Genomic DNA, 15476 nt, shown 5'->3' with positions numbered 1-15476 from the left:
ATGATTTACGAAGGTAAAGCCATCACGGTTAAAGAGATCGAAGGCGGGATCGCTCAGTTGAACTTTGACTTGCAGGGCGAGTCAGTGAACAAGTTCAACCGTCTCACGATTGAAGAACTCCGTGCCGCGACTGACAAGCTGGAAGCCCAGAAAGGCCTGAAAGGCCTGGTGGTCACCAGCTCCAAGGACAGCTTTATTGTTGGTGCCGACATTACGGAATTTACCGACCTGTTCGCGGGCCCGGAAGAAGACCTGGTTGCCAACAACCTGCAGGCCAACGAAGTATTCAGCGCCATTGAAGACCTGCCTTTCCCCACCGTTACTGCTATCAACGGTATGGCTCTGGGTGGCGGCTTTGAAATGTGCCTGGCCACCGATTATCGGGTAATGGACATAAAAGCGAAGGTAGGCCTTCCGGAAGTGAAACTGGGTATCTTCCCGGGCTTCGGCGGTACCGTTCGCCTGTCCCGTCTGGTCGGTGTTGATTACGCCGTTGAGTGGATCTGCGGCGGCACCGAGAACCGTGCTGACAAGGCTCTGAAAATCGGTGCTGTTGATGCAGTGCTTGAGGGCGAAAAGCTGGTAGAAGCGGCCATCGGCATTATCAACCAGTGTAACGACGGCAAACTTGACTACCAGGCCCGTCGTGAAGAGAAGAAGGGCAAGATCAAGCTGAACGCCATGGAAAGCATGATGGCGTTCGAGATCTCCAAGGCTTATGTCGCCGGTCAGGCTGGCAAAAACTACCCGGCACCGGTCGAGGCCATCAAGGTGATGCAGAAGCATGCCGGGCTGACCCGCGACAAGGCAATCGAGGTGGAGGCCAAAGGCTTCGCCAAGATGGCCAAGACCAATGTGGCAGCGTGCCTGGTGGGCCTGTTCCTGAACGACCAGGAGCTGAAGAAAAAGGCCAAGGCCTGGGAAAAAGAAGCCAACGACGTGAAACTGGCCGCCGTACTGGGCGCCGGTATCATGGGCGGTGGCGTTGCATTCCAGTCAGCCCTCAAGGGCACGCCGATCATCATGAAGGACATCAATCAGGACGGTATCGCCCTGGGCCTGAAGGAAGCCAAGAAGCTTCTGACCAAGCGCATCGACAAGGGCAAGATGAAGCCCGACCAGATGGCGGACGTTCTGAACAACATTACCCCGACCCTGAACTATGGCGACTTCAAGAATGTCGACCTGGTGGTTGAAGCGGTTGTTGAGAACGCGAAGGTCAAGGACGCTGTGCTGCGCGAAACGGAAGAGTCTGTTCGTGAAGACACCATCCTCACGTCCAACACCTCCACCATTTCCATCAACAAGCTGGCGGCCAACCTGAAGCGCCCGGAAAACTTCTGTGGCATGCACTTCTTCAACCCGGTGCACATGATGCCGCTGGTTGAGGTTATCCGTGGAGAGAAGACCAGTGACAAGGCTATTGCCACCACAGTGGCGTACGCCAAGGCCATGGGCAAAACCCCGATTGTAGTCAACGACTGCCCCGGCTTCCTGGTGAACCGTGTACTGTTCCCGTACTTCGGCGGCTTTGTAAATCTGGTGCGTGACGGCGCTGACTTCCAGCACGTCGACAAGGTTATGGAAAAGTTTGGCTGGCCGATGGGTCCTGCCTATCTGCTGGACGTTGTGGGCATGGATACCGGCAAGCACGCCAACGAAGTGATGGCCGAAGGCTTCCCGGACCGGATGAAGCAGGAAGGCACCACCGCCATTGACGTGATGTTCGAGAACAACCGTTACGGACAGAAGAACGACAAGGGCTTTTACAAGTACGAACTGGACCGCAAGGGCAAGCAGAAGAAGGTTGTCGACGAAGAAACCTACAAGCTGCTTGAACCGGTTGTTCAGGGTAAGAACGATTTCAGCGACGAGGACATCATCGCCCGTATGATGCTGCCCCTGTGCCTGGAAACCGTTCGCTGCCTGGAAGACGGCATTGTTGAAGACCCGGCAGACGCCGATATGGGCCTGGTTTACGGTATTGGCTTCCCGCCGTTCCGTGGCGGTGCCCTGCGTTATATCGACGACATGGGTGTCGACAAGTTCGTCGAGCTGGCAGACAAGTTTGCAGATCTTGGTCCTTTGTATCACCCGACCGAGAAGCTGCGTGAAATGGCCAAGACTGGCGAAAAGTTCTTTGGCTAACCCTGAACGAGATTTCCGAACGGAGAAAGATCTATGAGCCTTAATCCGAGAGACGTTGTCGTCGTCGATTGCGTGCGGAGTCCAATGGGTCGTGCCAAAAATGGCTGCTTCCGCAATGTACGTGCGGAAAACCTGTCGGCTGCGCTGATTGAAGCACTGTTTGAGCGCAACCCGAAGCTCGACCCGAAAGAAGTTGAAGACGTGATCTGGGGTTGTGTAAACCAGACCAAGGAACAGGGCTTCAACGTGGCGCGGCAGATTTCCCTGCTGACCCGCATCCCGCACGAATCCGCGGCGCAGACTGTCAACCGTCTGTGTGGTTCCGCCATGAGCGCAATCCACACCGCGGCCCAGGCGATCCAGACCGGCAACGGCGACGTGTTTGTTATTGGTGGTGTTGAGCACATGGGCCATGTACCCATGACCGAAGGCTTTGACCACAACCCGGCTGCGTCCAAGTACTCCGCCAAGGCCTCCAACATGATGGGCCTGACCGCGGAAATGCTGGCGAAGATGCACGGTATTACCCGTGAGCAGCAGGACGAGTTTGGTGCGCGTTCACACCGCCTGGCGCATGAAGCGACCCAGGAAGGCCGTTTCAAGAACGAAATCGTGCCGATTGAAGGTCATGATGAGAACGGCTTCAAGGTGCTGATTGAAGAAGATGAGACTATTCGTCCAGACACCACGGTGGAGTCCCTGAGCCAGCTCAAGCCCGCTTTCGATCCGAAGAACGGTACGGTAACCGCCGGTACCTCTTCACAGCTGACTGACGGTGCCGCTGCGATGGTATTGATGTCTGCCGAGCGTGCCGAAGCACTGGGCCTGAAGCCAATCGCCAAGATCCGCAGCATGGCAGTCGCCGGTTGTGATCCCGCGATCATGGGGTACGGTCCGGTTCCGGCTACCAAGAAGGCCCTGAAGCGCGCTGGCCTGAAAGTCGAGGACATCGACTTCTGGGAACTGAACGAAGCCTTCGCCGGTCAGTCACTTCCGGTGCTGAAAGACCTGAAGCTGCTGGGCGTGATGGAAGAGAAAGTGAACCTGAACGGCGGCGCGATTGCCCTGGGCCATCCGCTGGGCTGCTCCGGTGCACGTATCTCCACAACCCTGCTGAACGTGATGCAGGCCAAGGGCGGTAAGCTTGGTGTTTCCACCATGTGTATCGGCCTGGGCCAGGGTATTGCAACGGTATGGGAGCGTCTCTGAATCGTTAGAACGGATCAGTAACGCTGTCTCAGGAGGCCCGGCAAACGCCGGGCTTTCCTGTGTCTGACCGCATAAAAAAGCCGGACGGAAATAAAAGAATGGGTTGTCTTGCTTTTCTTGACCCTGTAAAACAATGCACCTATACCAATGTGGCGGCTATTGAGTGTTTTCTAGCCGACTGATTTTACAGCGAGTTTACGGTTTGCTGATTTTTTAACCGATTATCGCCAAGGACACAGATCTCCGATATGGGTAAAAGTCTCGTTATTGTCGAGTCGCCAGCGAAAGCGAAGACCATCAACAAATACCTGGGCTCCGACTTCATTGTGAAGTCGAGCGTCGGGCATATTCGCGACCTTCCGGTTAGTGGTAGTGGCTCAACGTCAGATCCTAAGGAGCGCGCAAGGCAGGCAGCGTTGACGCGCAAGATGAGCCCGGAAGAAAAGGCGGTTCACAAGAAGCGTAAATCCAGGGAGCAACTGGTTGCTCGCATGGGCGTTGACCCCGATCAGGACTGGAGCGCCCGGTACGAGATCCTGCCCGGCAAGGAAAAGGTCGTCAGCGAACTTAAACGTTTGGCGAAATCCGCCGACCACATCTATCTGGCAACGGATTTGGACCGTGAAGGGGAAGCCATTGCCTGGCACCTTCAGGAAACCATTGGTGGCGAGCCCGAGAAATATCGCCGCGTGGTGTTCAACGAAATCACCAAGCGGGCGATCCAGGAGGCCTTCAAGGACCCTGGCAACCTCGACAATAACCGTGTAAACGCCCAACAGGCCCGCCGGTTCCTGGACCGTGTCGTTGGTTACATGGTGTCCCCCTTGTTGTGGGCGAAGATCGCGCGCGGCCTGTCGGCTGGCAGGGTACAGTCGGTGGCTGTCCGGCTAATCGTTGAGCGCGAGCGGGAAATCCGCAAGTTCGTTCCCGAAGAATTCTGGCAACTGCATGCTGACCTGGCCTCCAGGCAGGCCGAGCAGCCGGTACGGTTCGAAGTTACCCGTTACGACGACAAAGCTTACCGCCCGGTCAATGAAAAACAGAGCTCTGAGCATGTTGAGCGCCTGAAAGAGGGCGCCTTCAAGGTTGCCAAGCGGGAAGACAAACCCACAAGGTCCCGGCCATCGGCACCTTTTATTACTTCCACGTTGCAACAAGCTGCCAGTAACCGGATGGGGTTCAGCGTCAAGAAGACCATGATGCTGGCCCAGCGCCTCTACGAAGCCGGTTTTATCACCTACATGCGTACTGACTCCACCAACCTGAGCCAGGATGCTGTGGCCAGTTGCCGCGAATTCGTCAAGAAACAGTTTGGTGACAAGTTCCTGCCAGAGAAGCACAGGGTATACGGGAGCAAGGAGGGCGCTCAGGAGGCACACGAGGCCATTCGCCCAACGGATGTAGGTCGCAGGCCAGCTGATATCAGCGGCCTGGAGAAGGACGCTGAGAAGCTGTATGACCTGATCTGGCGCCAGTTCATTGCCTGCCAGATGGCGGACGCCGAATTCCTTAGCACGTCAATTGTTGTCGCTAACGGCGATTATGAGCTGCGTACACGCGGTCGCATTATCAAGTTTGAGGGTTTCCTCAAGGTGGCGCCCCAGTCGGCCAAGAAAGACGAGGACATTGCGCTTCCGGATATTCAGGTGGGTGAAACCCTGGCGTTGAAAAAGCTCGACCCCAGCCAGCATTTCACCAAGCCTTCACCCCGTTACACCGAGGCCAGCCTGGTCAAGGAACTGGAGAAGCAGGGCATCGGACGGCCGTCCACCTACGCCTCAATCATCTCCACCATCCAGGATCGCGGCTACGTTCGCCTGCAGAACCGCCGTTTTTACGCTGAAAAGATGGGCGAAATCGTCACTGAGCGGTTGTCCGAATCCTTCCCGAACCTGATGGATTTTGATTTCACCGCCAAGATGGAAGATGAGCTGGATGATATCGCCGGTGGTGAGGTGGACTGGAAAAAGGTACTGAACGATTTCTACGGTCGGTTCCGGCAGCAACTGGAAACAGCCGAGGGCGGTGAAGATGGCAGCATGCGGGCCAACATCCCGACCGAGACCGACATCCCGTGCCCGAGCTGTAGCCGCCCGATGCAGATCCGCGTAGCCAGTACCGGCGTGTTCCTGGGCTGCTCCGGGTATTCATTGCCACCGAAAGAGCGCTGCAAGACCACCATTAACCTGGTTTCAGGCGATGAAGTGGTCAGTGCTGATGAAGACGTGGAAGGTGAGGGCGAAAGCCGCCTGCTGCGCAAGAAGCGCCGCTGCCCGAAATGTGGAACAGCCATGGACAGCTACCTGGTGGACGAAAGCCGCAAGTTGCACGTGTGCGGTAACAATCCCGACTGCTCTGGCTATGAGGTGGAGAAGGGCACGTTCCGTATCAAGGGTTATGAGGGCCCGACCCTGGAGTGCGACAAATGCGGTTCCGAAATGCAGCTCAAGACCGGGCGCTTCGGCAAGTACTTCGGCTGCACCAACACGGAATGCAAGAACACCCGCAAGCTACTGAAAAGTGGCGAGCCAGCGCCACCCAAGATGGACCCGGTACCGATGCCGGAGCTCCAGTGTCAGAAGGTCGACGATACCTATGTGCTGCGGGACGGCGCTTCCGGGTTGTTCCTGGCTGCGAGCAAGTTCCCGAAGAACCGGGAAACACGTCCGCCGCTGGTGATGGAAATCAAACCCCATCGCAAGGAAATTGATCCGAAGTACGATTACCTGATGGATGCGCCAGATCGTGATCCCGAGGGTAACCCGACGGTTATCCGTTACAGCCGCAAGAGCAAAGAGCAGTACGTTATGTCGGAGAAAGACGGCAAGGCGACGGGCTGGTCTGCGTGGTATGTGAACGGAAAGTGGCAGGCGAAGGAGAAGTAGGGGAGCAAGCGCTTCGCGCGCCCCCTCTCCCCAACCCCTCTCCCGCGAGGGGAGAGGGGCTAAACAGAGATACCTGCTTACCCCGAACCCATAAGCTCCCCTCTCCCCTCGCGGGAGAGGGGCCGGGGGAGAGGGGGAGGCTACCCCTTCTTCCTGAGCCTCTGAATCAGCGAAGACGTATCCCAGCGTTTCCCGCCCATCTGCTGAACATCCCCATAGAACTGGTCCACCAGGGCGGCAACCGGAATCCGTGCGCCGTTCTTGCGTGCTTCCTCAATACAGATCGCCAGATCCTTGCGCATCCAGTCAACGGCGAAGCCGTGATCAAACTCCCCGTCGATCATGGTGCCGGAGCGGTTTTCCATCTGCCAGGACTGGGCTGCACCCTTGGAGATGACGTCCACCACCTTGCGAACATCCAGCTCGGCCTGTTCGGCAAAATGAAGGGCTTCCGATAGCCCCTGAACCAGTCCGGCAATAGCGATCTGGTTCACCATCTTGGTCTTCTGCCCACTGCCAACGGGCCCCATGAGGTTGAGAGCCTTGGAGTAGTGCTCCATCAATGGCTTCACTTGCGAAAATGCATCGGGTTCACCACCGCACATAATGGTAAGTTGTCCCTTTTCAGCGCCTTGCTGTCCGCCGGATACCGGGGCGTCGATAAACTCAAGGTTGCGGGCCCTGGCCAATTGGGCCAACTGCTCGGCGATGCCAGCAGAGGCGGTGGTATGGTCCACCAGAATGGCGCCGGGTTTGGCGTTGGCGATGATGCCATCAGGCCCTTCATACACTTCGACAAGATCATGATCTGCACCGACACAGGTGAACACGAAGTCGGCTTCTGTAACGGTGCTGGCGATGGAGTCGCAGGTTTTGCCCTGATATTGCTCGGTCCAACTTTTTGATTTTCCGCTGGTTCGGTTCCAGATTCGTACGTCGATCCCTGCTTTTGCCAAGTGGCCGGCCATGGGGTAGCCCATAATGCCGAGGCCGATAAATGCTGCGGTTACGCTCATCAGTCAGTCTCCGGAAGTCGATTGTTATTGGGGAAAACAGCTTTAATCATTGCAGAATGAGCAGGCACAAAAAAGGCCGCTGTGCAGCGGCCCTGATTTGATAACCCGTTTTTGTTTATTTTTCCGGGTATTTCCGAGCTTTCTCACCCGTGTACAGCTGGCGCGGACGGCCGATGCGATAATCGCCGCTGACCATTTCGTTCCAGTGTGAGAACCAGCCGATTGTGCGGGAAAGGGCGAAGATGACGGTGAACATGGAGGTCGGTATGCCGATGGCCTTGAGGATCAGGCCGGAATAGAAATCCACGTTCGGATAAAGCTTGCGCTCTACAAAGTATTCGTCTTCCAGTGCAATCTTCTCGAGGCGCTGGGCAATACGAAGCAGGGGATCGTTCTCCAGACCAAGCTCGGTCAGCACTTCGTGGGCGGTTTCCGCCATTACCTTCGCGCGCGGGTCGAAGTTCTTGTAAACCCGGTGACCAAAGCCCATCAGACGGAAGGGGTCGTCCTTGTCTTTTGCCTTGGCAATAAACTTCTCGATATTGGTTTCATCCCCAATCTCCGCAAGCATGTCCAGCACGGCTTCGTTGGCGCCGCCATGGGCAGGTCCCCAGAGGGCGGCAATGCCAGAGGCGATACAGGCGTACGGGTTGGCACCGGTAGAGCCGGCCAGGCGCACAGTGGACGTGGAGGCGTTCTGCTCATGATCCGCGTGGAGGATGAAAATCTTGTCCATGGCTTTTGCCAGGATCGGATTCGGTTTGTACTCCTCACAGGGAACGCCAAACATCATCTGCAGAAAGTTTTCGGCGTAGGACAAGTCATTGCGCGGGTACATGAACGGCTGGCCGATGCTGTACTTGTAGCACCAGGCCGCAATGGTCGGCATTTTGGCGACGAGGCGATGAGCGGTAATTTCCCGCTGGTGCACGTCGGTAACATCCATCTGGTCGTGGTAGAACGCGGAAAGTGCGCCGACAACGCCGCACATAATAGCCATTGGATGCGCATCCCGACGGAAACCCTGGAAGAAGTTGCGCATCTGGTCATGCAGCATGGTGTGGCTTTTAATCGTTTCGTGGAAGCGCTTGTTCTCTTCGGCCGTTGGCAGTTCGCCGTTCAGCAGGAGGTAGCAGACCTCGAGGTAGTCTGAGTTCTCCGCCAGTTCCTCGATCGGATAGCCACGGTGCAGGAGAACACCGTTGGCACCATCAATATAGGTTATCTGGGATTCGCAGGCTGCGGTGGATACAAAGCCCGGGTCGTACGTAAAGACGCCTTCCTGGACCAGGCTTCTCACGTCAATGACGTCAGGGCCGACGGTGCCCGAGTAAACCGGTAGCTCAATGGACTTGTCACCCACCGAAAGCGTGGCTTTCCTGTCGGTCATGGTGCTCTCCTATTTATCAGCATTTGGATGCGCTAGAAGGCGCGTATTATCGCAAAACTGGCGGCAAAATATAGGGCGTTGGCTTTTTTTGTCAATGAAAGAGGCAATAAAACCCATTATTTGACAATCCTTGTAAATCAGGGAAACCCCGAATATGGTCGGTTTCGAGTCCAAATTGATTTTGTCAATGATCTTTATAGCGGGTCCCGGGCCCTGATTTTACGGGCTCCCGAACCGTTGCGCGTTTGTAATTGAAAGGGGTACTCCTTATAATCCGTAGCCCGGAATCGGGGATATAACAGGCCGCAGCGTCAGATCTCAGAAGAGCGCATGCCGGTTTTTCTCCCTCCTGAGCCAATCGTGTGCCGAACTCGTTCAGCACGCTGATCCTTACATACCAACCATCCGCATCCGGTTTTTCCGGCCCCGCGGAACCAAGAGAGAGTGTGAGAGCGCTGTGAATAGCAAACGACCAGTAAATCTCGATCTCGGCAAGTTCCATTTTCCGCTGCCAGCCATAACGTCCATACTGCATCGCATCAGTGGCATCATCATTTTCGTGGGTGTTGCTTTCATGCTGTACGGGCTTCAGCTTTCCCTGTCCGGGGAAGAAGGCTTCAGCCGTGTGAGTGGATTGCTGGACAGCTTCCTGGCGAAGCTGATTACCTGGGGCATTCTATCTGCCTTGCTGTACCACCTGGTTGCGGGTATCAAACACCTGCTGATGGACATGGGCATCGGTGAGGAGCTGGAAAGTGGCCGGCTCGCGGCGAAAGCCACCATCGTGATTTCCGTTATTCTCATCCTTCTGGCAGGAGTCTGGGTATGGTAGACAGCGTAACGAACCTCGGACGCAGTGGCGTATTCGACTGGATGATCCAGCGTGTTACCGCCTACGTGCTTGCTTTGTATGCAATTTTTCTTTTCGGTTTCATCCTGACGTCTGACGTTAACTATGAAACCTGGTCCGCGCTTTTCGACCAGACCTGGTTCCGTATCTTTACCCTGCTTGCACTGCTGTCGATTGGCGGGCACGCCTGGGTGGGGCTCTGGACCGTGACAACGGACTACATCAAGCCAACCCTGCCGCGATTCCTGGTTCAGGCATTTTGTGGTTTGGTCATGTTCGTGTATCTCGTCTGGGGCATTCAGATTCTTTGGGGGCTTTAATTAATGGCTAATATCAAGACCATGTCTTATGACGCGATTGTTATCGGTGGTGGCGGTGCCGGTATGCGAGCCGCCCTTCAGTTAACTGAATCCGGCGTCAACACCGCGTGTATCACCAAGGTGTTTCCGACTCGTTCTCATACGGTGTCTGCCCAGGGTGGCATTACCTGCGCGATCGCCAGTGCCGATCCCAACGATGACTGGCGCTGGCACATGTACGATACCGTCAAGGGCTCCGACTATATCGGCGACCAGGATGCTATCGAGTATATGTGTTCCGTGGGCCCTCAGGCTGTTTTCGAGCTGGAGCACATGGGCCTGCCATTTTCCCGGACCGAGCAGGGCCGTATTTACCAGCGCCCGTTCGGTGGCCAGTCCAAGGGGCCGGACAATCCCGCCCAGGCGGCCCGTACCTGTGCTGCTGCCGACCGTACCGGCCACGCACTACTGCACACGTTGTATCAGGCTAACCTCAAGGGCGGAACCACCTTCTTGAACGAGTGGTACGCCGTCGATCTGGTGAAGAACAGCAAGAATGACGTGGTGGGTGTTGTCGCCATCGAAATCGAAACCGGCGAAGTGGCCTATATCAAGTCAAAGGCAACGGTTCTGGCCACTGGCGGCGCCGGCCGCATTTATGCCTCCACCACCAACGCCCTGATCAACACCGGCGATGGTATTGGCATGGCGCTGCGTGCCGGATTCCCGATGCAGGACATGGAAATGTGGCAGTTCCACCCCACCGGTATTCACGGTGCGGGAACACTGGTTACCGAAGGCTGTCGGGGTGAGGGCGGTTACCTGATCAACTCCGAGGGTGAGCGTTTTATGGAGCGTTACGCTCCGAACGCAAAAGATCTGGCGGGCCGGGACGTGGTTGCACGCTCCATGGTTATCGAGATTCTTGAAGGCCGCGGTTGTGGCCCGGACAAGGACCACGTACTGCTGAAGCTGGACCATCTGGGCGAAGAGACCCTGAACCTGCGCCTGCCCGGCATTTGTGAGCTGTCCCGCACCTTTGCTCACGTGGACCCGGTCAAAGAGCCGGTGCCGGTTGTGCCGACCTGTCACTACATGATGGGGGGTATCCCGACCAACGTGGGCGGCCAGGCCCTGACCCAGGACGAGAACGGTAACGACAAGCCGATTCCGGGCCTGTTTGCCTGTGGCGAGGCTGCCTGTGTATCCGTACACGGTGCCAACCGTCTTGGCGGTAACTCCCTGCTGGACCTGGTTGTCTTTGGTCGTGCGGCTGGCCTGCACATTGAAGAGCAACTGCGCGGCGGGTTCGAAGTGGACGGCGCCAGCGAGGAAGATATCAAGAACGCCATGGCCCGACTGGATCGCCTGAACAGCGCTTCCGAGGGTGAAAGTGTTGCCGAAGTACGCAAAGACCTGCAGAACTGCATGCAGCTCTATTTCGGTGTATTCCGCGATGGCACCAGCATGGAAGAAGGGCTCAGGAAGCTGGAGACGATCGGTGAGCGTGTCCGCAATACCAAGCTTGCCGACACCAGCAACGCGTTCAACACGGCCCGCATCGAAGCCCTTGAGTTGGATAACCTCTACGAAGTCGCGCTGGCAACGGCGGTTTCGGCCTATGAGCGCAAGGAAAGCCGCGGCGCCCACGCCCGTAATGATTTTACCGAGCGTGACGACGAAAACTGGCTGAAGCATTCGCTGTACTTCCCGCTGGACAAGCGTGTTGGCAAGCGTGATGTGAACTTCGCTCCGAGAACGGTTGATACATTCCAGCCGAAGATCCGGACTTACTAAGGGGGATTGAGCAATGTTAGTAAGCCTGTACCGTTATAACCCGGAAACAGACAATGCGCCCTACATGCAGGACGTAGAGCTCGACATCCCGGAAGGAAAGGACCTGATGGTTCTGGATGTTCTGAACCTGGTCAAGGAGCAAGACCCCTCGATGGCTTATCGTCGCTCATGCCGTGAAGGCGTGTGCGGGTCGGACGGCATGAACATGAACGGCAAGAATGGTCTTGCCTGTATCACGCCGCTGTCCGAGGTGTTGAAGAAAAACAAGCTGGTGGTGCGCCCGTTGCCGGGCCTGCCGGTGATTCGTGACCTGGTTGTGGATATGAGCCTGTTCTACAAGCAGTACGAACAGGTAATGCCATACCTTGTCAATGACAATCCGGCACCTGCCATTGAACGCTATCAGTCTCCGGAAGACCGGGAGAAACTGGACGGCCTGTACGAGTGTATTCTCTGTGCCTGCTGCTCCACGGCCTGCCCATCATTCTGGTGGAACCCGGAGAAGTTCATCGGCCCGGCCGGCCTGCTGCAGGCCTATCGCTTCCTGGCAGACAGTCGCGACACAGCCCAGGCCGAACGGCTTGCCAATCTTGACGACCCGTTCAGTGTATTCCGTTGCCGCGGCATCATGAACTGCGTCAGTGTCTGTCCGAAAGGCCTGAATCCGACACGGGCGATTGGTCATATCCGGAATCTCCTGCTTCAGCGGGCGACGTAAGCAGAATCCGGAACAAACGCTATACTGTGCTGACAAGGCTCGCACCCGGAAGAGCCCGCAACGACGCGGGCTCTTCAACCAAAGGCTTATAGTCAAAAGTCTTAGCGGGGTGCACACTACGCAAGCCGTGACGGGAACTTAAAAGGCTCCCACGCATGTTTGCTGAGTATAATAACCACCGGGGAACGGAAAACATCCTTGTTGGGTGTGGTGGCCACAGTCGATCCCGTAAAAACCCGTATTGACTCAGATTTACCCCTGGCCGACCATAGCCAGCTCCCCGCACCAGCCCAAGGTGAGCTATTCAAAATGCACGAAAGCATAATGGAGCAGTTGTGGCAGACTTCCCACCTTCAAGGAGGGAATCTTGCCTATGTTGAACAGCTTTTCGAAACCTACCTGTCAGATCCCAACGCCGTTCCCGAAGAATGGCGTAGCTATTTCGATAAACTTCCCAGTGTGGATGGCTATAAAGGCCGCGATATAGATCATTCATCTATTCGCCAGCAGTTTGAGCACATATCCCGCAATCAGCGTTTCCTTGCTACCGGCGGTGTACCTGCCAGCGCAACCGCTGATGCGGACAAGAAGCAGATTCGTGTTCTCCAGTTGATCAATGCCTTCCGTTTTCGTGGCCATCAGGAAGCAAAGCTGGACCCCCTCGGAGTCTGGAATCGTCCGCAGGTTGAAGACCTCGACCCTTCATTTCATGAACTCTCGGAAACGGATTACGATCTCGAATTCCAGACCGGGTCACTGAACCTTGGTTCGGAGACGATGAAGCTGCGCGACATCGTTGAGGGCCTGCGTCAGACTTATTGTGAGAGCATCGGCGCCGAATACATGCACGTTGTGGACACCCGCATCAAGCGCTGGTTCCAGCAACGTATGGAGCCGGTTCGTTCCCGCCCGAATTATGAAGCCGCCACCCGCAAGCATTTATTGGAGCGACTGACAGCTGCCGAGGGCCTGGAAAAGTATCTGGGGTCCCGTTACCCGGGTGTCAAACGCTTTGGTCTTGAAGGCGCTGAGAGCCTGATCCCGTGCCTTGATGAGCTGATCCAGAGGGCTGGTAGCTATGGTGCCAAGGAAATTGTGCTGGGTATGGCACACCGTGGGCGCCTGAATGTTCTGGTGAATACACTCGGCAAGAACCCGAAAGAACTGTTTGATGAATTCGAGGGCAAGAAGCTCGCGGATTCCGGCTCTGGTGACGTGAAATACCATCAGGGCTTCTCATCCAACGTGATGACCGAAGGTGGCGAAATTCACCTTGCACTGGCGTTTAACCCGTCCCACCTGGAAATCGTTTCCCCGGTGGTTGAAGGCTCCGTCCGCGCCCGTCAGACCCGCCGTAACGATCCCAATGGCACCCAGTGTGTGCCCATCATCATGCACGGCGATGCTGCCTTTGCCGGGCAGGGCGTGGTCATGGAAACCTTCCAGATGTCCCAGACCCGGGGCTACGGTATTGGCGGTACCATTCATATCGTCATTAACAACCAGGTTGGCTTTACCACCAGCAAGCAGGAAGATGCCCGTTCTACGGAGTATTGCACTGACGTAGCCAAGATGATCCAGGCCCCGATCCTGCACGTGAACGCGGATGATCCCGAAGCGGTCATGTTTGTGACCCAGATGGCCATGGACTATCGCCACGAGTTCAAGAACGACGTCGTGATTGATCTGGTTTGTTATCGCCGCCGCGGCCACAACGAAGCGGATGAGCCGGCGGCTACCCAGCCGGTAATGTACGACAAGATCCGCAAGCTGACGACGACCCGGAACCTCTACGCCGAGAAACTGGTGGCAGACGGAATTATTACCGAGGAAGAGTCCAAGCAGATCGAGCTGGATTACCGTGACGAGCTGGATAAGGGCGATCACGTCGTCAAGTCCCTGGTCAAGGAACCCAACAAGGACCTGTATGTCGACTGGACTCCGTACCTGGGGCACGAGTGGACGGCAAAGTGCAAATCCAGTGTTGCCCTGAAGACGATCCAGAAGCTTGGCAAGAAGCTGACCCATATCCCGGAAGGCTTCAGCGTACAGCGCCAGGTATCCAAGATCGTCAGCGACCGGGAGAAGATGACCGCCGGAGCACTGCCGATCAACTGGGGTTATGGTGAGGTGATGGCCTATGCCACGCTTCTCAATGAAGGACACCCCATTCGTATTACCGGCCAGGACGTGGGGCGTGGCACCTTCTCACACCGTCATGCGGTGTTGCACAACCAGAAGGACGGCGCCACCCATATTGCCCTGGAGCATCTGTCCGAGAACCAGCCCAGATTCGAAATCTACGACTCCCTGCTTTCGGAAGAGGCAGTGATGGCGTTCGAATACGGTTATTCCACCACGGCCCCCAATGGGCTCGTGGTCTGGGAAGCCCAGTTTGGTGACTTCGCCAACGGTGCACAGGTGGTGATTGACCAGTTCCTGACCAGTGGCGAGCATAAGTGGGGCCGGCTGTGTGGCCTTACCCTGCTGTTGCCGCATGGCTACGAAGGCCAGGGCCCCGAGCACAGTTCAGCACGGCTTGAGCGCTTCCTGCAGTTGTCCGCCGAGCACAACATTCAGGTGTGTGTGCCGACGACGCCCTCGCAGGTTTTCCATATGCTGCGCCGTCAGGTCAAGCGCCCACTGCGTAAACCGCTGGTCGCAATCACGCCGAAGAGTCTTCTGCGGCACAAGGAAGCCACCTCGGACCTGGACGACCTGACATCTGGCACCTTCAAGACGGTGCTGCCCGAGAAAGAGCCTTCCGACCCGAAGAAAGTGAACCGCCTGATTCTTTGCAGTGGCAAGGTCTATTTTGATCTGCTGGAGCGCAAGAAGGCGGATGAGCGGAATGATGTTGCCATTGTTCGTATCGAACAGCTGTATCCGTTCCCGGGGGATGACCTGGATGAGCTCCTGAGCCAGTACAGCAAGCTCAAGCACGTGGTCTGGTGTCAGGAAGAGCCCATGAACCAGGGTGCCTGGTACTGCAGCCAGCATCACATGAGAAATGCGCTGCATCGCCACAACCCCAAACTGTATCTTCAGTATGCCGGTCGAGATGCCTCTGCTGCTCCGGCCTGTGGACATATGTCGGTTCACATTGAAGAACAGAAAAAACTGGTTAACGACGCGTTCGAAATCTGACGAGCTACCGAACTAAG

The 15476-nt window shown here is 56.4% G+C and carries 10 protein-coding genes; 8 read left to right on the top strand and 2 right to left on the bottom strand.

Translation table 11 applies throughout. The annotated features are described in order from the left end of the window. From fadB to topA, 3 genes are all read left to right on the top strand, one after another. Complete coding sequence (gene fadB, locus NLU14_RS10325) at positions 1-2148, top strand: fatty acid oxidation complex subunit alpha FadB (RefSeq protein ID WP_275706156.1); 2148 nt, start codon at positions 1-3, stop codon at positions 2146-2148. A gap of 33 nt (positions 2149-2181) precedes the next feature. After that, the gene (fadA, locus tag NLU14_RS10320; protein WP_275706155.1) at positions 2182-3357 is read left to right on the top strand and encodes an acetyl-CoA C-acyltransferase FadA; all 1176 of its coding nucleotides are present in this window, start codon (positions 2182-2184) and stop codon (positions 3355-3357) included. 248 nt (positions 3358-3605) lie between these two features. Then, entirely contained in the window at positions 3606-6242 is a 2637-nt protein-coding gene (gene topA, locus NLU14_RS10315) for a type I DNA topoisomerase (protein WP_275706154.1), read from the top strand. Between the two features lie 140 nt (positions 6243-6382). Here the strand turns inward: topA and NLU14_RS10310 are convergent, their stop codons facing one another. Continuing rightward, positions 6383-7258, bottom strand: coding sequence for an NAD(P)-dependent oxidoreductase (locus tag NLU14_RS10310; RefSeq protein ID WP_275706153.1), 876 nt, complete (start codon positions 7256-7258; stop codon positions 6383-6385). Positions 7259-7373: 115 nt separating this feature from the next. Next, positions 7374-8648 carry a citrate synthase gene (gene gltA / locus NLU14_RS10305; protein ID WP_275706152.1) on the bottom strand — a complete coding sequence of 425 codons (1275 nt, stop codon included), beginning with the start codon at positions 8646-8648 and terminating at the stop codon, positions 7374-7376. Between the two features lie 457 nt (positions 8649-9105). Between gltA and sdhC the strand changes: the two genes are divergently transcribed. The 5 genes from sdhC (at position 9106) to NLU14_RS10280 (ending at position 15459) form a co-directional block, all read left to right on the top strand. Further along, positions 9106-9480: a succinate dehydrogenase, cytochrome b556 subunit gene (gene sdhC, locus NLU14_RS10300; RefSeq protein WP_275706151.1), complete on the top strand. Its 375-nt coding sequence runs from the start codon at positions 9106-9108 to the stop codon at positions 9478-9480. Beyond that, positions 9474-9818, top strand: a complete 345-nt coding sequence (gene sdhD / locus NLU14_RS10295) for a succinate dehydrogenase, hydrophobic membrane anchor protein (RefSeq protein ID WP_275706150.1) — start codon at positions 9474-9476, stop codon at positions 9816-9818. The genes sdhC and sdhD overlap by 7 nt, the downstream gene beginning before the upstream one ends. 3 nt (positions 9819-9821) lie before the next feature. Further along, positions 9822-11594: a succinate dehydrogenase flavoprotein subunit gene (gene sdhA / locus NLU14_RS10290; protein WP_275706149.1), complete on the top strand. Its 1773-nt coding sequence runs from the start codon at positions 9822-9824 to the stop codon at positions 11592-11594. A 13-nt stretch (positions 11595-11607) separates the two neighbouring features. Continuing rightward, a complete protein-coding gene (locus NLU14_RS10285; protein ID WP_275706147.1) occupies positions 11608-12312 on the top strand; it encodes a succinate dehydrogenase iron-sulfur subunit in 705 nt (234 codons plus the stop codon). Between the two features lie 309 nt (positions 12313-12621). Further along, positions 12622-15459, top strand: a complete 2838-nt coding sequence (locus tag NLU14_RS10280; protein ID WP_275706146.1) for a 2-oxoglutarate dehydrogenase E1 component — start codon at positions 12622-12624, stop codon at positions 15457-15459. Positions 15460-15476: the final 17 nt, after the last annotated feature.

The sequence above is a fragment of the Marinobacter iranensis genome, from assembly GCF_029207565.1.
Classification (GTDB): Bacteria; Pseudomonadota; Gammaproteobacteria; order Pseudomonadales; family Oleiphilaceae; genus Marinobacter; species Marinobacter iranensis.
Note: the sequence above shows the minus strand (reverse complement) of the source record. Positions and strands in the feature narration are given on the sequence as shown.